We start from the raw sequence: 16,573 nt of genomic DNA on the forward strand, positions 1-16,573 counted from the left end.
CCGCGCCACAGCGCGAGCGCCGCACCGAGGCCGGCCGACCGCGCGGCCGGGGACGCGGCGCGCCGCGCATCGCGGACCCGCGCCTCGAAGTCGTGGGCGTCCACGGCGCGGGGCGGCAGGACGAGCCGGTACGCGCCGGGCCGCGACTCGATCAGGTCCCGGCCGATCGCGGCCCGCAGCCGGCGGACGAGCGACTGCAGCGCGTTCGGCGCGCCGCCCGGCACCCCGTCCTCCCAGAGCGCGTCGATGATCCACTCGGCCGGGATCACCGCGCCGGGGTCGAGCGCGAGCAGTGTCAGCAGGGCGCGCAGCCGGGCGCCGCCGACGGCGACGGGCTCGCCGCCGTCCGCCCGCACTTCCAGCGGCCCCAGGATCGCGATCCGCACCCGTCGATTCTTCCGCACCCCGCCCGGACGCGGGACGCCCCGGCGGTCACGGGAACCGCCGGGGCGTCATGGCGTGCGGGCCGGGTCAGGCCGCGTTCTCCTTGGTCTTGCCCCTGGTTTCGTCGAGCGCGGCGAGCTGGAAGTCGGCGCGCGGCTGCTCCACGGTCGCGAGCGAGACGGTCTCGCGCTTGAGGAACAGCGCGAGCGTCCAGTCCGCGACGACGCGCAGCTTGCGGTTGAAGGTCGGGACCTTCGCACCGTGGTAGCTGCGGTGCATGAACCACGCCGGCCAGCCCTTGACCTTGAAGCCGTAGGTCTGGGCGACGCCCTTGTGCAGGCCGAGCCCGGCGACGGCGCCGATGTTGGCGTGCACGTACGGCTTGAGGGTCTTGCCGCGCAGCGACCGGACGATGTTGTCGCCGAGCAGCTTGGCCTGCCGGACGGCGTGCTGCGCGTTCGGCGGGCAGTACATGCCCTCCTGCGTCAGGTCCGGGATGGCGGCGTTGTCCCCGGCGGTGAACGCCCGCACCAGGCCCTCGATGGTGAGGTACTCGGTGCCCTTGACGCGGCCGCGCTCGTCCAGCGGCAGGTCACCGTGCCGGACGACGGGGGACGGCTTGACGCCCGCGTTCCACACCAGCGTCCCGGCGGGGAAGCTGCTGCCGTCCGACAGCTCGATCTGCCCGTCGACCGCCGATTCGAGGTAGGTGTTCATCTTCACCGCGATGCCGCGGCCGCGCAGCTGCTCGGCGGTCCACTTGCCCATGTCGGGCCCGACCTCGGGCAGGATGCGGTCGGCGGCCTCGACGAGGATGAACCGCAGGTCCTGCGGGGTGACCTTGCGCATGTACTTGGTCGCGTCGCGGGTCATGTCCTCCAGTTCGGCGACGGCCTCCACGCCGGCGAACCCGCCGCCGACGAACACGAAGGTCAGCGCCTTGCGGCGCAGCTCGACGTCGTTGGTCGACTCGGCGATCTCCAGTTGCTCCAGGACGTGGTTGCGCAGGTGGATGGCCTCGCCGACGGTCTTGAGGCTGATGCCGTGCTCGGCGAGCCCGGGGATCGGCAGCAGCCGTGGCACGGCCCCGGCGGCCATGACCAGGTAGTCGTAGGAGATCCGCTCCGGGGGGCCGGCCAGCGGCTGCAGGATCGCCCAGCCCTCGTCGTGGTTCAGTTCGGTGACCCGGCCCTTGCGCACGGTGCACTTGGGCAGCACCCGGCGGAGCGGGACGACGACGTGCCGCGGCGAGATGTTCCCGGCGGCGGCCTCGGGGAGGAACGGCTGGTACGTCATGTACGAGTTGGGGTCGACGATGGTGACCTTGACCTCGCCGCGTCTCAGTTCTCGCTTGAGCTTCTTCTGCAGACGCAGCGCGGTGTACATGCCCACATAGCCGCCACCCACGATGAGGATGTGGGGAGCGCCAGGGGTGTCCTCGGCGGTCCTGGCCATTGCGGCCCTCCAATTAGTCACGGTCGGCTTGTGAAGACATTCACAAGCTAGCGGATGGAACGTGCCCGACACCAATGAAAAACCAGGAAAGAACCCGAAAACTTCCCATCCCGGCAAAGGGAAGAGGTGGATCGGCTGTGAAACCCGCCACTCTTTCTCAAATAGTGGGATGGAGCGGGACAAAACACGCATGACCAACGTCACAGGGATCTTCTTCGGGCGAACCGCGGGACGACACCGGGATCGGCCCGTTCCAGTCCCGGAAAACCCCTATCGTGGGGGCGGACGAGGAAGGGGGCGCCGGCGGCGGACGCGCGCGGCCGAGACGCGGGCCGAGAAGACGGCGGCCCGGCGACGTGCGGCGTACGATCTCGCCCGGGAGCGTATCGATGATGAGCAGAGACCGGCGTCCGATCCTGGCCGCGGCGGGTGCCCTCGCCCTGGCCGGGGCGCTGAGCGGCTGCGGCCTGATCGGCGAGCCGCAGAACAAGAGCGCCGAACTGTCGGAGTGGTTCACGGTGACCAGCCCGGTCTTCCATGATGGCGGCGACCTGCCCCCGCGGTACGGCTGCGCGACGTACCCTGGCGGGCAGGGCAAGACCCCGCCGCTCCGGTGGTCGGCGCCGGCGGGGGTCAAATCGTTCGCGATCGTCATGGACGACCCCGACGCCTCTGGCGGGGCCTACGTCCACTGGGTGATCGCGGGCATCGACGGAACGGTGAACGAGATCGTCGAGGGTGCCCGGCTGGACAGGACCCTCGCGGGGCTGACCACAGGCAAGAAGGCGGGTTACGCGCCCCCGTGCCCGCCCAAGGGAGAAAAGCATCGGTACCGGTTCACCATCTACGCGCTGGACGATCCGGCACCGTTCCAGAACGGCGCCGCACTGAAGAACTCGCTTCCCGCCATCGCCAAGCACACGATCGGCCGCGGCAGGATCACCGGGAACTTCGGCGGCGAACAGGCGCGTTGACCGTGGGGCCTGAGAGCACAGGGTCAGGGCGGACCCCTCGGGGGGCTGGAGCTGACGGGGGTGTGCGGGTCGGCGAGGTTGGCCGATCGGCACGCGCCGTGTGAGGGTAGATGTGCGCGAAGGGTGTGACAACGGTCATAGCGCTCGGACAGAATCGGGCTGAGCCGCGGGGGCGGAAACCCGTGATGATCGGGTCATTTGCGACAATCGGGACGAACCCGCGGTCCGCGCCGGCGACTCCCGCTGGGCCAAGGCATTGGGTGGTGGCATGACTTCTTACATCGTGGTCTTCGGCCTCATTGTGGTCGTGGTCCTGGTGGTCGTCCTCGTGGCCCTGGGCCTGCGGGCCAGCAGGGCGGGACGCGACGACGACGACTGGATGGACGACGAGCCGCAGCAGCCGCGCGGCCGCCGGGGAGTCCCGCCGCCCGAGCAGATGAGCGGCCCGGACAACTACGGGCCCGGCTACAACGACGGGTACGACGAAGGCTATGACGGCGGCTACGACCGCGCCCCCGAGCCCGTGCCGGACCGCCGTGTCGCCGGCGGCGGCCCGCTCGCCGCCCCCACCGGCTCCGCCCCGCCGCCGCCCGCCCCGAGCGGCCGGCCGTCGGACGAGATGGAGGACGACGACTACTGGGCGACGATCACCTTCGACAAGCCCAAATTCCCCTGGCAGCACGACCAGGGCGGCGGCCATGCCGAGCCGGACCCCGCCGCCGACCCGCTGAACGCGCAGCCCCCGCCGCCCGAGCAGCCACCGGTCGAGCCGCCCCAGCTGACCCAGCCGGTCTCGATGAGCGCGGACGGCACCGTCCTCAACGGCCTCGGCGGGCAGGGCGGCGGACCGGGCGGCGGCACCGGGCCGCAGCATGTGCCCCCGCCGGCGCCCGGCGGCTTCCAGGGCGGTGGGCCGTTCGGCGGCGACCCGGGCTCGACGGCGCTCGACCCGATCCCCACCGACCTTGCGGGCCCGGGTGGTCAGAGCGGTCCGAGCATGCAGCCGCCCTACGGCGGGCCGGGCGCGCCCGACCAGCCGGTGTACGGCGGCCAGGAGCCGCAGCCCGTGTACGGGGCCGCCGACTACGGGCCCGGTGACTCCTCCTACGGCGGGCAGGACCAGTACGGCGTCCCCGAGCAGCCCCAGTACGGCTCCCCCGAACCCTCCTTCGGCGACTACGGCGCCGACCCGCTGGGCGGACGTCCGGCCGCCGGGCCGCCCCCCGGTGGACTCCAGGACTTCGAGATGCCGCTCGGCTCCGGTGGCGGGCTCGGCGGCGACCAGCGGGCGTCCGACCCGCTCGGGCTGCCGCTCGGCCGTCCCGACGAGCCGGCCGCGCCGCCGCCACCGGCTCCCGCGGCTCCGGCCGCGCACGGTGGCAGCGGCGGAGGGTCCGACACCGACGGCCACAAGCTTCCGACGGTGGACGAGCTGCTGCAGCGCATCCAGTCCGACCGGCAGCGGACTTCGGACCCGGGCGGCTCCTACGGCGGCGGTTCGCTGAACGATCCGCTGGGCGACCCGCTCGGCACCGGCTCCTACGGGACCGGCTCGACCCCCGCGAGCACCGGCAACACGGGCCCGTGGCCGTCCGGCGGGCCGGGCGGCGGGTACGACTCCGGCATGGGCGGGCAGGCCGGATACGGGCAGGGCCAGCAGAGCGACGGCTACCCGACCGCCCCCGCCTACGGCGAGTCGACGCGCTACGAAGACCCGCTCGGCGGCGGTGGCGGAGTCTACGGCGACTTCAGCGGCAGCAGCTACAGCGGCGGTGACCCGCTGGCCCCGCCGCCCGAGCAAGGCGCACAGGGCGGCTACCCCGACCCGAACTCCACCCAGGCGTACGGCTCCGGCTACCACGGTTCACAGCAGCAGGGCGGCTCGCCGCAGCAGGGCGGATACCAGGATGGCCAGTCGAACGACGACTGGGAGAACTACCGCCGCTAGGCGCACGGCACGTTCGCGCGAGGGCCGCCGGATCTTCGTCCGGCGGCCCTCTCACTGTTCCAGGGCGCCGCCCCCGTCCACGCCCTGCGGCCCCATCCGCAGGCCACGCCCGCGGGGGCGGCTCGCCCGCGAACGCCGGCGAAGGCGGGGTCGGCATCGACGGGGTTCACGGCGCTTGGTATGAAAGAGCCGTGACAGGCGATGCGACCCAGCCACGTAAGACGATCCCGCCGGCCCGCTGGTGGGCCCCCTGGGCGAACCGGCGGCGTCGCGCCGACGCCGAACTCGACGCCCCCGAGGTCTCCCCGGCGGCCGTGCTGCTGGACGGCGTCCGCGAGTACCACGACAGCACGGCCCGGCTCGTCCGGCCGATCATGGCCGAGCTGGCGATGGAGCAAAAGCCCGAGCACCTGTTCATCACCTGCGTGGACTCCCGCGTCGTCCCCAACATCATCACCGCGAGCGGCCCCGGCGACCTGTTCATCAACCGGAACGTCGGCGCCCTCGTCCCCCGGCACGGTTCCCGGACGCCGGACGACTCGGTCTCCGCGACCGTCGAGTACGCCACCAACGTCCTCGACATCCGCACGATCACGGTGTGCGGCCACTCCAACTGCGGTGCGATGGCCGCGCTCCTCGCGGGCGGCACCGAGGTCGAGCACCTGACCGGCCTGTCGCGCTGGCTGCGGCACGGCAACCACAGCCTCGCCCGCCTCCTCGCCACCGACCCCGACACCTGGGACGAGCCGCCGCTCACCCGGCTCTGCAAGATCAACGTGATGCAGCAGCTCGACAACCTGCTGACCTACCCGTGGCTGCGGGACCGGGTCGAGGCCGGCGAGATCGAACTGGTCGGCCTCTACCTCGACCTCTCGTCCGCCACCGTCGAGATCCTGGACCGCTCGTCCGGCACGTTCGCGCCCGTCCCGGACGAGGCCCCCGAAACCCGGACCCTCACCTGACGAGGCGCGGGCCGTCCCCCCGCCAGGACGACCCGCACGCCCATCCCCCGATCAGCGTCCGACGAGCTCGTCGTCACGCCGGTAGTCCCGTACGTACATGCCCGTCACCCGGCGCGCCCGCCGCGCGCGCCGGTCGGGCGCCGGCAGGAACAGCGCGTCGCGCCGGCTGGCGCGCGAGAAGTCCCACAGGTACACGAGCCCCCCGAGCAGCCCGGCGAGCACGAGGGCCGCGAACACGATGCTGAACATCAGCGCTCCTTTCCACGGAGCCCAGGCCCAGCACCCCGACCCCGCCGCAGTCACCGGTCAAGCCGACCGGCTTCTACCAGGACAGTAAGCGCCCTGTTTCATCCCCTCTGTGTCCTGTGACCCGCTTCCCGGGAGTCGCGCGGCGCATGCGAAGAAGGACGGCACACGCGAAGAAGCGCCGAAGGGCGGACGAGCCGGCCTGTAAGCCGGGTTCTGTGCCCGCCGGCCCTTGCGGGCGGCGGGTGACGGCCATCCATCTCGGACCGCCGTTGCCGGCGGCCTCCAGCGGTCTACCCGCAGGCTCGGGCGGGCCGCCCTCGGGCACCTGCGCGGGGCCTCTCCCGAGGCCCCTTCTTGACCTTGCTCCGGGTGGGGTTTACCGAGCCGCCCACGTCACCGTGGGCGCTGGTGAGCTCTTACCTCACCGTTTCACCCTTACCACCGGGGACCGGTGGCGGTTTGCTTTCTGTGGCACTGTCCCGCGGGTCACCCCGGGTCGGTGTTACCGACCACCCTGCCCTGTGGAGCCCGGACTTTCCTCGACGGGAATCGCTCCCCGACGCGGCCGTCCGGCCGGCTCGTCCGCCGTAGGCCAAGGGTAGCGGGTTCTCAGGGGAGGGTGGTCAGGGCCTCGTCCAGGCGGGCCTGGGGCAGGGTGTGGTCTTCCATCTGGCCGGACAGGAAGCGGTCGTAAGCGGCCATGTCCAGGTGCCCGTGGCCGCAGAGGGCGGTGAGGATGACCTTGGGTTCGCCGGTCTCGGCGCAGCGGCGGGCCTCCTCGACGGCGGCGGCCAGGGCGTGCGTGGGTTCGGGGGCCGGGACGATGCCCTCCGTCCGGGCGAACAGGACGCCGGCCTCGAAGCACTCGCGCTGGTGTTTGGCCGTCGCCTCGAAGAGGTCCAGTTCGTACATGTGGGAAAGCAGGGGGGCCATGCCGTGGTAGCGGAGGCCGCCCGCGTGGATGGGGTCGGGGACGAAGTCGTGCCCGAGCGTGTGCATCTTGAGCAGGGGGGTGAAGCCGGCCGTGTCGCCGAAGTCGTAGGCGTAGCGGCCGCGGGTGAACGACGGGCACGCGGCGGGTTCGACGGCGCGGACGACCGGGTTCATGCGGCCCCGCAGTTTCTCGCGGAGGAACGGGAAGACCAGGCCGGCGAAGTTGGAGCCGCCGCCGGTGCAGCCGACGATCACGTCCGGGGTGTCGTCGACGAGGGCGAGTTGTTCGAGGGCCTCCTCGCCGATCACGGTCTGGTGCAGCAGGACGTGGTTGAGGACGCTGCCGAGGGCGTAACGGGTGTCGTCGGGGGCGGCGGATTCGACGGCCTCGCTGATCGCGATGCCGAGCGAACCCGGCGAGTCCGGGTCGTCCGCGAGGATCTTCGCGCCGGACGCGGTCAGCGGCGACGGGCTGGGATGCACCCGCGCCCCGTACAGCCCCATCATCGAGCGGCGGTACGGCTTCTGGTCGTAGGAGGCGCGCACCATCCAGACCTCGCAGTCCAGGCCGAACTGGGCGCACGCGAAGGCGAGGGCGCTCCCCCACTGGCCGGCGCCGGTCTCGGTGGTGAGGCGGCGGACGCCCTGGCGCGCGTTGTAGTACGCCTGCGGGACGGCGGTGTTCGGCTTGTGCGACCCGACCGGCGAGCCGCCCTCGTACTTCACGTAGATGCGGGCGGGGGTGCCGAGAGCGCGTTCGAGGCGGTGCGCCCGGATCAGCGGTGTCGGACGCCAGAGCCGGTAGACCTCGCGGACCTCTTCCGGGATCTCGATGTACCGGTCGCCGCTGACCTCCTGGGCGATGAGGTCCGCGGGGAACAGCGGCGCCAGGTCGTCCGGCCCGACCGGCTCGCGCGTGCCCGGGTGCAGGGGCGGGGGCGGCGGCGCGGGCAGGTCGGGGACGATGTTGTACCAGCGGTCCGGGAGCTTCGACTCGTCCAGCAGGATCTTGGTGATCACGCGGTCCCTCCCCAGGTCAGGCGCCTACCGGGCAGGGTAGGCGCCGCCGGGTCATTAGGGAAGGTGGTGGACGTCGTTGAAGGTGCGCAGTGTCGCGGGTCCATCGGCGTACCAGTCGATGGACGAGAGCGCCGCCACGTCCAGGTGCATCCGGTACAGGGATGACATGGGAGCGCCCAAGGCGTCCTTGACCAGGAGCTTGATGGGAGTGACGTGCGAGACCACCAGCACCGTCTGCTCGCGGTAGCGGACTTTGAGCTTGTCCAGGGCCGTGCGGACGCGGCGGGACACCTGGGCGAAGCTCTCCCCACCGGGCGGCGCGGCGCCCGGGTCGGCGAGCCACGCCTTCAGCTCGTCCGGCCAGCCCTTGCCCGCCTCGGCGAACGTGAGGCCCTCCCACCGGCCGAAGTCGGCCTCCCGGAAGCCGTCCTCAACGCGCACGTCCAGGCCGGTGACGGCGGCGACCTCGGCGGCGGTGCCACGGCAGCGGGACAGCGGCGAGGTGACGATCGCGTCGAGCCCGCGGTCCTTGAGCGCGAGCGCGGCGGCGCGGGCCTGGGCGACGCCGTTCGCGGTGAGCGGGGTGTCGCCCGTCCCGGCGAAGCGCTTCTCGACCGACAGCGGCGTCTCACCGTGCCGCAGCAGGACCGTGGTCATCGGGGTGGACGAGACGGGACGCGGCGGCGGCTCGGACTCCCCCGGCGTCTCCTCGACCTTGCGGGTCCAGTGCTCGCCGCGGGCGGCGGCGTCCATGGCCTCGTTCGCGAGCCGGTCGGCGTGCGCGTTCCGGTTGCGCGGGATCCAGCCGTAGGACACCGAGCCGAGCCCCTCGGCCAGCTCCCGCGCCCGCAGCGCCAGCGGGACCATGTCCGGGTGCTTGATCTTCCAGCGGCCGGACATCTGCTCCACGACGAGCTTGGAGTCCATCCGGACCTCGACGCGGGCGGACGGGTCGATCGCGGCGGCGGCCGTCAGCCCGGCGATCAGGCCCTGGTACTCGGCCACGTTGTTGGTGGCGTGCCCGATCGACTCGGCGACCTCCGCGAGCACCTCGCCGGTCAGCGCGTCCCGGACGAGGGCGCCGTACCCGGCCGGGCCGGGATTGCCGCGCGAGCCCCCGTCCGCCTCGATGATCAGCTTGCGCGAGCCCCCGCCCCCGGTGCGGGACGGCTCCCCGCGGCCACCGGCACCCGCGCTCACAGCCCCGACTCGGGCGTGCGGACGAGGATGCGCCGGCATTCCTCGCAGCGGATGACCTCGTCCTCCGCGGCGGACCGGATGTTGTTCAGGTCGACGGTGTTGAGCGCCAGATGGCAGCCCTGGCACGCGCCCCGGAACAGCTTGGCCGCGCCCACGCCGCCGAACTGGCCGCGCAGCTTCTCGTAGAGGGCGAGGAGGTCCTCCGGGATGTCCTTGGCGACGGCGGTGCGCGCGGTGCTCGTGGTCCCGGCCTCGTCGTCGATCCCCCGCTGGGCGGTGTCGCGCCGCTCGATGAGCCCCGCGAGCTCGTCCTGCACGGCGGACCGCTCGGCGCGCAGCGCGGCGACCCTCCCCTCGGCCTCCTCCGTGCGCTCCATGATCTCCAGCACGACCTCCTCCAGGTCGGACTGGCGGCGCTGCAGCGACTCGATCTCCGTCTGCAGGCCGGCGAGGTCCTTCGCCGAGGTCACCAGGCCCGAGTCGAGCCGCTGCCGGTCGCGGTCGGCGCGGGTGCGGACCTGGTCGACGTCCTGCTCGGCCTTCTTCTGCTCCCGCTGCAGGTCGCCGAGCTCGGTCTCGGCCGCCACGATCGCGTCGCGCAGCTCGGTCAGGCGTCCCTCCAGCCGCTCGATCTCCGCCAGTTCGGGCAGCGTGCGGCGGCGGTGCGCCAGCCGGTCCAGCGAGCTGTCGAGCTCCTGCAGGTCGATCAGGCGAAGCTGGGCTTGCGGTGCGGCTTTCACATTGCTCCTTCTGCGTGGAGGCGCCACGCGTCGGTGACGAGCGTGGACACCCGTGTCTCCAACTTGCCCGCTTCCGGGGAGGACGCGGCCAGCCGGCGTTCGGCATCGGCCAGCCACGGCCATTCGGTCGCCCAGTGCGCGGCGTCCACCAGCGCGGGCCCGCCGTACTCGGCGAACTCCGACGCGGGATGGTGCCGCAGGTCGGCGGTGAGGTAGGCGTCGACACCGGCGGCCCGCGCGGTGCCGAGGAGGGAGTCGCCGGCGCCGCCGCAGACGGCGACGGTGCGGACGGCGGCGTCCGGGTCGCCCGCCGCCCGGACGCCCCAGGCGGTGGACGGCAGCCCGGCGGCGGCCCGCTTCGTGAACTCCCGCAGCGTGACGGGCTCGTCCAGCTCCCCGATCCGGCCGAGGCCGCGACGCGGGTCGTCGGCGGCGGGGACCATCGGACGCAGCTCGCCGGTGAGGCCGACCGCCCGCGCCAGCGCGTCCGACACGCCGGGATCGGCCCGGTCGGCATTGGTGTGCGCGGTGTGCAGCGCGATCCCGTTGGTGATCATCCGGTGGACGAGCCGTCCCTTGGGGGTGGTGGCGGCGACCGAGTGCACCCCGCGCAGCAGCAGCGGATGGTGCGTGACCACCAGGTCGGCACCCCACTCCAGCGCCTCGTCGATCACGGCGGCGACGGGGTCGACCGCGAACAGGACCCGGCCGACCTCCTGATCGGGGTCTCCGCAGACCAGGCCGACGGCGTCCCAGGACTCCGCCCAGGCGGGCGGGTAAAGCTCCTCCAGAACCGTGATGACATGGGATAGGCGCACGTCCCGCAGGCTACCGCGCTGAGCCGCTTCCAACGAGCCACCGAGCGTCACCTCGGGACACCGCCGTCTGTAACGATATGGACGGGACAGTGCACGATGGAGGGGAGAGCGCCATGTCGGCCGCCGGTGCCGCGGGACGGGGACCAGTCGAACCCACTGCGGAACGTCCGTACATGCCCGGCTACGGCATCCGGGGACCGGATGAGGGAAGCGGCCTGCTGCCGTGGTCGTGGGCCGTGGAGCGGCTGCGCGCGGCGCGCAACTTCTGGGTGTGCACGGTGCGGCCGGACGGACGTCCGCACGCCATGCCCGTGTGGGGCGCCTGGTCCGGCGAGGCCCTGCTGTTCAGCAGCGCCGTCCCGTCCCGCAAGATGGTGAACCTGCGCGCGAACCCGCAGGTGGTGGTGGCCACCGAGGAGGCGGAGAACCCCGTGGTCATCGAGGGGCGGGCCGAGATCGTCACCGCGCCCGGGGATCTTCAGCGGTTCATCGACCTGGTCAACGCCAAGTACGCCACCCGATATCGTGTTGATTTCCTGGACCCGGAGGTGAACGCGACCGTAGCGGTGCGTCCACAGTCGGTGTTCGGGCTCCGCCAGGGAGATTTCACCGGTTCTCCCACTCGGTGGTCGTTCGTACCCTGAATGTCCGCCGGGATCATTCTGGAGCCTCATCGCGTTGGAGAGTGTGTGAAGTCACCCTTTCGCCGCCGTAAGCGCGTCAAGGGCCGTCCGATGGGCAACCGCCCCGAGGCGGCCGAACCGGAGATCATCGAGTGGCCTCGCGAGGGGACGGGCAAGTCGTCCCTGATGGGCGCCATCCGCGGCGACGGCGAGACCGGCGCCGGCTTCGGCGGCGGCATGTTCGAGGACCTCGCGTCCGCGTTCGAAGGCTCGAAGAAGGTCAAGCTGGAGGAGCAGCAGCGCCAGCAGGTGCTGCGCCAGGACGACCACGAGCAGACCGGATCGGGCGCCACCCGCGACGACCTGGATTCGGGCAGGATCCGGATCCGCCGGACCCCGCCACCGGAATAGCGTCCGTTTTGTCTCGAACATAGGTTCTAATACGCGTTATCCTGCCCTCGTGAGCACCTACGTTCCGCCCGGCTGGCCCGCGCAGGTGCACCCACCGGGCACCGACCGCTTCGAGGACACCGCTCTCGCCTGGCTGCTGGATCTCCTCCCGCCCGAGTACCGCCGCTACGGCGTCCTGCGCCGCTACCCCATCGCCCTCGCCCGGATGGCGCGCCACCACGTGGGCGCGTCCGTCGAGGCGGCCCGCGAGGGCTTCCGCACCGCCCGCGTCGACCTCGGCGACACCGTCCCGCCGCACGGCATCGAGTCCGTCCTGGACGCCTACCGCCGCGAGGGCGCCCGCCTCGTCGCCGTCCTGCGCGCCATCGAACTCGTCGAGACGGCCCTGCGCGGCCTCGCCGAGCCCGACGACCCCGCCCACCGCCGTCCTTTCACCCCCAAGCTGTGACGGTCCCGCCACCTCACCCGGCTCGGCCTCGGCGCCTGGACCAGCGATCACCTCCTGACCGCCCGCCCAGGTCGGCGGGGGCTGTGTCAGGTTCGGCTGTCCCGCATGTTCGCGTCGCCGGAGGCGGTCGTCCAGGCGACGACGTAGCCTGCGAGTTCGCGGGTCTCCACGGTGGTGACCGTGCCGTTGGCCGCGATGAGGAGCCGCTCGGCGTCAGCGACGGTCACGACCGGTTCGGGACGGTCCGGACCCGTGTTCATCGACCGCAGTACCGCCTGCTTGGCCGCGCGTATCCGCGCGTTGTTCTCGTTCACGGCGAGTCCGATGCCGGCCGGTGCGTGACCGGGCCGCACCAGCGCCACGCCCAGTTCGGCGTCCGAAGCGATCGAGACCGTGAGGGGCTCGTCGAACGGTCCCGTTACGGCCGGTCCCTCCTGGACTGTGAGTTCTGCGGGGAACAGGGGTCCGTGGCCGTTGCGCCATAGGTGGTCCCTCACGGCGTCCTTGGCCGCGATCCGTCCGAGCAGCCACGGCCCCTGCGCGAACGGCGGGAGGCCGTCGTACTCGGCGCGTTCGGCGGCGCACAGGTACTGGCGCATGAGCAGGTCGCGGGACGCGGCTCCGTCCCAGCGTTTGCGGGCCAGCGTCCAGCCGCCGGGCTGGGGCTCCCCCGTCCCCGAGACCTCGGGGGTGAACTTCATCCGCCAGAGGGCCTCGTCCGTGTAGAAGCGGCTCGTGGTCCATCCGTCGATGCGTCCCCACACCGTTCCGTTCTCCCGGACCATCTCCGCCGAGCAGCGCATGGTCGTGTCGGTGAGGGACTGGTTCCAGACGGTCGTCTCCAGGCGTTCCCCGGCAGGCGGCAAGGGCCCGTACATGAGGACCCTTTCGACCCCCACCGGGAACACCGTCTGGTTGGTGTCGCCGTACACCTGGATCCAGTGCGCGCACAGTTGCCCAGCGCTGTCCATGAGCGCACCCGGCGTCGGCAAGGAGGTCAGGACGGCACGCACACCGTCCTCAGCGAGCGCCCTGATCTCGCTGATGCCGTGGAAGAGCGGACCTTGGAACATCCAGCGTTCCTCATACAGCCGCTCAGCGGTGACTATGGGCGGGCCCTCGATCGTGAGCGGAGTGCGGTCCGGGGCGGGCGGGCTGGGGTAGCGGTCAGCGAGCAGGACTGTCCCGTCCGCATGGTCGGGTATGACGACCTTCACCCTGCGCGGGCGGTCCCCGTCATCGACGAGATAGGCGCGGATGTCCACGGTCGTCGGCGGGGTCGCCACGACCCACCGGACGGCGCGGACGTTCTCGAATCCGATGACCACCATGTCGGGCAGCAGCTCGCGGGCCGTGTCGGCCATCACCTCCGCCAGCGTGGCCAGCGGAACGATCGGAAACCTGTCCGACATGTCGGGCCAGCCGGGGGGCTGCGGGACCACGCAGTGGTCCGCCAGATAGGGCATCGCCTCGACGGAGAAGACACGGGAAATGCTCAGCTCGGCGGACATCGTGGACGCCTCTCCCGCCGGGACCGGCGACGGGCCGCCCCCGAGCGCCTCCAGCACGGACTGCGCCCCGGCCGCCGCGTCGTTGAGCAGCGCCTCCAGCTCCGCCAGCACGGGATCGCCGGCCGGAAGCGGCGGCACCGCGGGAGCCAGCCGCAGCGGCTCCACGGCCCCGTCCAGCCTGACCAGCGGCGTGCCGAGGTCGAGCCGCATCCCGGTGGCCGGCGGCGGGGACGCGCCGTGGCCCTCGGCCCACAGCGCGGCGGCGACCCGGCGGGGAGCGGGTGACGGCGGCTCCTGCAACACCACGTGCGCGTTGACGCCGCCGAATCCGAACGCGTTGACCACGGCCCGCCGCGGGCCGCCCCGCCGCTCCCACTCGGCGGGTTCCCGGACGAGCCGCAGCCGGCCGTCCGCCAGCGCCGGATGCGGGTCGTCGGCGTGCAGCGTCGGCGGCAGGACACCGTCGCGCAGCGCGAACGCCGCCTTGATCAGCCCGGCGATCCCGGCCGCGGGCATCGCGTGCCCGATCATCGACTTGACCGTGCCGAGCCCGATCCGCGGGCCGTCGGTGCCGAGGACGCGGCGCAGCGTCGCCAGTTCCGCCTCGTCCCCCGCCGGGGTGCCGGTGCCGTGCGCCTCGACGAGCCCGACCGCGCCGGGCGCCGCCGGATCCAGGCCCGCGTCCCGCCAGGCCCGCTCGACCGCGAGGACCTGCCCGTCCACCGGCGGGCTCAGGATGCTCGCGGCGCGGCCGTCGCTGGACGATCCGGCGCCCAGAATGACCGCGTGGACGCGGTCGCCGGCCCGCTCGGCGTCCGACAGCCGCTTGAGCAGCACCATCCCGGTGCCCTCGGCGAGGAGCGTCCCGTCCGCGGCCCGGTCGAACGGGCGGATCGTCTCGGTCGGGCTCAGCACGCGCAGCCGGTTGAACACGCTCCAGACGGTGGCGTGGTGCGCATGGTGCACGGCCCCGGCCAGCATCGCGTCGGCCTGCCCGCCGCGCAGCGCCCGCACGGCGTGCTCGACCGCGAGCAGCGACGACGCGCACGCCGCGTCCAGCGTGTACGCGGGGCCGCGCAGGTCGAACCGGTCGGCGATGCGGGACGCGGTGAAACTCGGGACCAGCCCGGCCGAGGCGTCCGGGCCGTCCGGCCCGAGCCGCGCGCAGAACGCCCGGCGGATCTCCGCCAGCCGCCGGTCCCCGAGTTCGGGGACCAGGTCGGCGAGGATCGCGGCGACCTGATGGGACGTTCTGACCCGCTGGTCGTGGCGGGCGGCGCCCGGGGCGAGGTAGCCGCCGCGCCCGATGACCACGCCGATCCGGGACCGGTCGGGCAGCCGCTCCGCGCCGCCCGCGTCCGCGATCGCGTCGCCGGCCGTGCGCAGCGCGAGGAGCTGGTCGGGCTCCATGCCCGGCACCGCCGCCGGCGTGATCCCGAACCGGGCCGGGTCGAAGGTGGCCAGTTCGTCGACGAACCCGCCGCGCCGGCAGTAGAACCGGTCGCTCTGCGGCGCCCGGCCGTAGGCGTCCGGGTCGTAGTAGAGCGCGGGATCCCAGCGTCCGGGCGGCACCTCGCTGATCGCGTCGAACCCGGCGAGGATGTTGCGCCACAGCTCGGCCGCCGATCCCGCGCCGGGGAACACCGCCCCGGCGCCGACGATCGCGATCGGCTCCCGGGCGTCGCTCACCGGACTTCTCCGGTCAGCACGACGTGCGGTTCGTCCCCGTGCGTGATCTCCCTGAGCAGTGCGGGCGCACCGGCGTCCGGGCCGAGCAGGGTCTCGGCGACGAGCACGCGCCCGCGCAGCCGCCTGCGCCACACGTGCGCGAGCGTGCCGCACGCGTCGTTGGCCGCCGCGGCGCCGGCCCCGCCCCGCTCGCCGTCCGCACCGGACAGGACGGCGAAGAACCCGAGGTCGGGTCCGGCCGCCTGGGCGAGCGCGCAGGCACCGGCCACCTTCGTCAGGTACACGTCCTCGAAGGACCCGGGCGTTGTGCCGCCGCCGGGGCGGGGCTCCGCGAGCGCGGCACCATGGATCATGCCGTCCAGCCGCCGGTGGGTCAGGTAGATGTTCTCGACGACGTCCCGGACGGCCCGCGGGTCCCGCACGTCCCCCGCGTGATACCGGACGGACGCCGCGTGCTCCAGCAGGGCGTCCACCCGGATCTCCCGTTCCGGCGTGCGGCCCATGAGCTCGATGTGGCAGCCGCTCGTCCTGGCCAGTTCCAGGGCGAGCCGCGCGGTCATCCCCCGCTCGCCGCCGGTCAGCAGGACGACCGCGTCCCGTGCGAGGTTCAGGGGGGCGCCGCCGGGCGGCCCGGACGGCACCAGCTCCAGCCCGTAGCGCAGGCCGCCCTCGTGGCCGATCACGACCGGCGCGTCGGCGGTCAGCAGCTCCGCCATGATCCGCTGGGCGAGCGCCCGGGGGGTGTCCTTGGTGTCGACGTCCAGCGCGCGCACGAGGACCTCGGGATGCTCCCGCGCGATCGTCCGGGCGAGTCCGCGCAGGCCCGCACCCGGTGCCGGATCGCCGACGCCGCCGTCGAACCGGTGCCCGAACGTGCCCCCGGCCCCGCTCGCGAGGACCAGCCAGCGCAATCCGCCGGCGAGCGCCTGCCGGATCGCGCCGAACGCCGGGGGCAGGACGCTCGCCGCCCCCGGGCGCAGCGCCGCCAGGTGGACGAGCCCGTCGCAGGGGCCGTCGACGTCCGGCGGCGTCCGCACCTGCGCACCATGGCGTTCGAGCAGGTCGCCCAGCTCCAGCGCGATCCCGCAGCCGTCGTCCACGATCAGGAACCGCAGGCCGGCGAACGCCGTCCCCGACTCCGGCGGCACCGGCAGCGGATCGAGTTCCACGACCCGCGGCACCCGCCGCACCACCCCGGCGGCGGCCTG

The 16,573-nt window shown here is 73.1% G+C and carries 15 protein-coding genes and 1 other RNA gene; 6 read left to right on the top strand and 10 right to left on the bottom strand.

Features of this window, described 5'->3' with window-relative positions; genetic code table 11:
* Both AF1_RS27935 and AF1_RS27940 read right to left on the bottom strand, forming a co-directional pair.
* Positions 1-386, bottom strand: a 386-nt coding sequence (locus tag AF1_RS27935) for an AfsR/SARP family transcriptional regulator (protein ID WP_169804060.1), incomplete at its 3' end; no start/stop codon positions are given.
* A gap of 85 nt (positions 387-471) precedes the next feature.
* A complete protein-coding gene (locus AF1_RS27940; RefSeq protein WP_067805782.1) occupies positions 472-1,839 on the bottom strand; it encodes an NAD(P)/FAD-dependent oxidoreductase in 1,368 nt (455 codons plus the stop codon).
* A 389-nt stretch (positions 1,840-2,228) separates the two neighbouring features.
* Here AF1_RS27940 and AF1_RS27945 point away from each other — a divergent pair, with 389 nt between their 5' ends.
* The 3 genes from AF1_RS27945 (at position 2,229) to AF1_RS27955 (ending at position 5,723) form a co-directional block, all read left to right on the top strand.
* Positions 2,229-2,813, top strand: coding sequence for a YbhB/YbcL family Raf kinase inhibitor-like protein (locus tag AF1_RS27945; RefSeq protein WP_242609039.1), 585 nt, complete (start codon positions 2,229-2,231; stop codon positions 2,811-2,813).
* Positions 2,814-3,081: 268 nt separating this feature from the next.
* Positions 3,082-4,761 (top strand): hypothetical protein, encoded by a 1,680-nt coding sequence (locus AF1_RS27950; RefSeq protein WP_131733009.1) that lies wholly within the window; start codon positions 3,082-3,084, stop codon positions 4,759-4,761.
* Positions 4,762-4,952: 191 nt separating this feature from the next.
* Positions 4,953-5,723, top strand: a complete 771-nt coding sequence (locus tag AF1_RS27955) for a carbonic anhydrase (RefSeq protein WP_242609038.1) — start codon at positions 4,953-4,955, stop codon at positions 5,721-5,723.
* A 51-nt stretch (positions 5,724-5,774) separates the two neighbouring features.
* Here AF1_RS27955 and AF1_RS27960 read toward each other — a convergent pair whose 3' ends face one another.
* The 6 genes from AF1_RS27960 to AF1_RS27985 form a co-directional block, all read right to left on the bottom strand.
* Positions 5,775-5,972: a hypothetical protein gene (locus tag AF1_RS27960; protein ID WP_067805787.1), complete on the bottom strand. Its 198-nt coding sequence runs from the start codon at positions 5,970-5,972 to the stop codon at positions 5,775-5,777.
* A gap of 186 nt (positions 5,973-6,158) precedes the next feature.
* An RNA gene (gene rnpB, locus AF1_RS27965) (RNase P RNA component class A) lies at positions 6,159-6,553 on the bottom strand.
* A 28-nt stretch (positions 6,554-6,581) separates the two neighbouring features.
* The gene (locus AF1_RS27970; RefSeq protein ID WP_067805790.1) at positions 6,582-7,925 is read right to left on the bottom strand and encodes a TrpB-like pyridoxal phosphate-dependent enzyme; all 1,344 of its coding nucleotides are present in this window, start codon (positions 7,923-7,925) and stop codon (positions 6,582-6,584) included.
* A 54-nt stretch (positions 7,926-7,979) separates the two neighbouring features.
* On the bottom strand, positions 7,980-9,125 hold the full coding sequence (locus AF1_RS27975; RefSeq protein WP_067805793.1) for a bifunctional RNase H/acid phosphatase: 1,146 nt from the start codon (positions 9,123-9,125) through the stop codon (positions 7,980-7,982).
* A complete protein-coding gene (locus tag AF1_RS27980) occupies positions 9,122-9,865 on the bottom strand; it encodes a zinc ribbon domain-containing protein (protein ID WP_067805797.1) in 744 nt (247 codons plus the stop codon). The genes AF1_RS27975 and AF1_RS27980 overlap by 4 nt, the downstream gene beginning before the upstream one ends.
* The gene (locus tag AF1_RS27985; protein ID WP_067805800.1) at positions 9,862-10,683 is read right to left on the bottom strand and encodes a Nif3-like dinuclear metal center hexameric protein; all 822 of its coding nucleotides are present in this window, start codon (positions 10,681-10,683) and stop codon (positions 9,862-9,864) included. The genes AF1_RS27980 and AF1_RS27985 overlap by 4 nt, the downstream gene beginning before the upstream one ends.
* Before the next feature lie 173 nt (positions 10,684-10,856).
* Here AF1_RS27985 and AF1_RS27990 point away from each other — a divergent pair, with 173 nt between their 5' ends.
* The 3 genes from AF1_RS27990 to AF1_RS28000 are packed head-to-tail and all read left to right on the top strand — an operon-like array spanning position 10,857 to position 12,165.
* Positions 10,857-11,327, top strand: a complete 471-nt coding sequence (locus tag AF1_RS27990; RefSeq protein ID WP_242609037.1) for a pyridoxamine 5'-phosphate oxidase family protein — start codon at positions 10,857-10,859, stop codon at positions 11,325-11,327.
* A 45-nt stretch (positions 11,328-11,372) separates the two neighbouring features.
* Complete coding sequence (locus AF1_RS27995) at positions 11,373-11,717, top strand: DUF6191 domain-containing protein (RefSeq protein WP_067805807.1); 345 nt, start codon at positions 11,373-11,375, stop codon at positions 11,715-11,717.
* Positions 11,718-11,766: 49 nt separating this feature from the next.
* Positions 11,767-12,165 (top strand): hypothetical protein, encoded by a 399-nt coding sequence (locus AF1_RS28000; protein ID WP_067805810.1) that lies wholly within the window; start codon positions 11,767-11,769, stop codon positions 12,163-12,165.
* Between the two features lie 86 nt (positions 12,166-12,251).
* On the opposite strand, the gene AF1_RS28005 is transcribed toward AF1_RS28000, so the two are convergent.
* Both AF1_RS28005 and AF1_RS28010 read right to left on the bottom strand, forming a co-directional pair.
* A complete protein-coding gene (locus AF1_RS28005) occupies positions 12,252-15,365 on the bottom strand; it encodes a polyketide synthase family protein (RefSeq protein WP_067805813.1) in 3,114 nt (1,037 codons plus the stop codon).
* Positions 15,362-16,573, bottom strand: a 1,212-nt coding sequence (locus AF1_RS28010; protein WP_157419323.1) for an SDR family NAD(P)-dependent oxidoreductase, incomplete at its 5' end; no start/stop codon positions are given. The genes AF1_RS28005 and AF1_RS28010, both read right to left, overlap by 4 nt.

This window comes from Actinomadura formosensis NBRC 14204 (assembly GCF_001552155.1).
Taxonomy (GTDB): domain Bacteria; phylum Actinomycetota; class Actinomycetes; order Streptosporangiales; family Streptosporangiaceae; genus Spirillospora; species Spirillospora formosensis.

Coding starts and splice junctions, on each gene's coding strand:
- AF1_RS27990 (WP_242609037.1), top strand. CDS start 10,857: ATGCCCGGCTACGGCATCCGGGGACCGGATGAGGGAAGCGGCCTGCTG.
- AF1_RS27950 (WP_131733009.1), top strand. CDS start 3,082: ATGACTTCTTACATCGTGGTCTTCGGCCTCATTGTGGTCGTGGTCCTG.
- AF1_RS27940 (WP_067805782.1), bottom strand. CDS start 1,839: ATGGCCAGGACCGCCGAGGACACCCCTGGCGCTCCCCACATCCTCATC.
- AF1_RS27945 (WP_242609039.1), top strand. CDS start 2,229: ATGATGAGCAGAGACCGGCGTCCGATCCTGGCCGCGGCGGGTGCCCTC.
- AF1_RS27960 (WP_067805787.1), bottom strand. CDS start 5,972: ATGTTCAGCATCGTGTTCGCGGCCCTCGTGCTCGCCGGGCTGCTCGGG.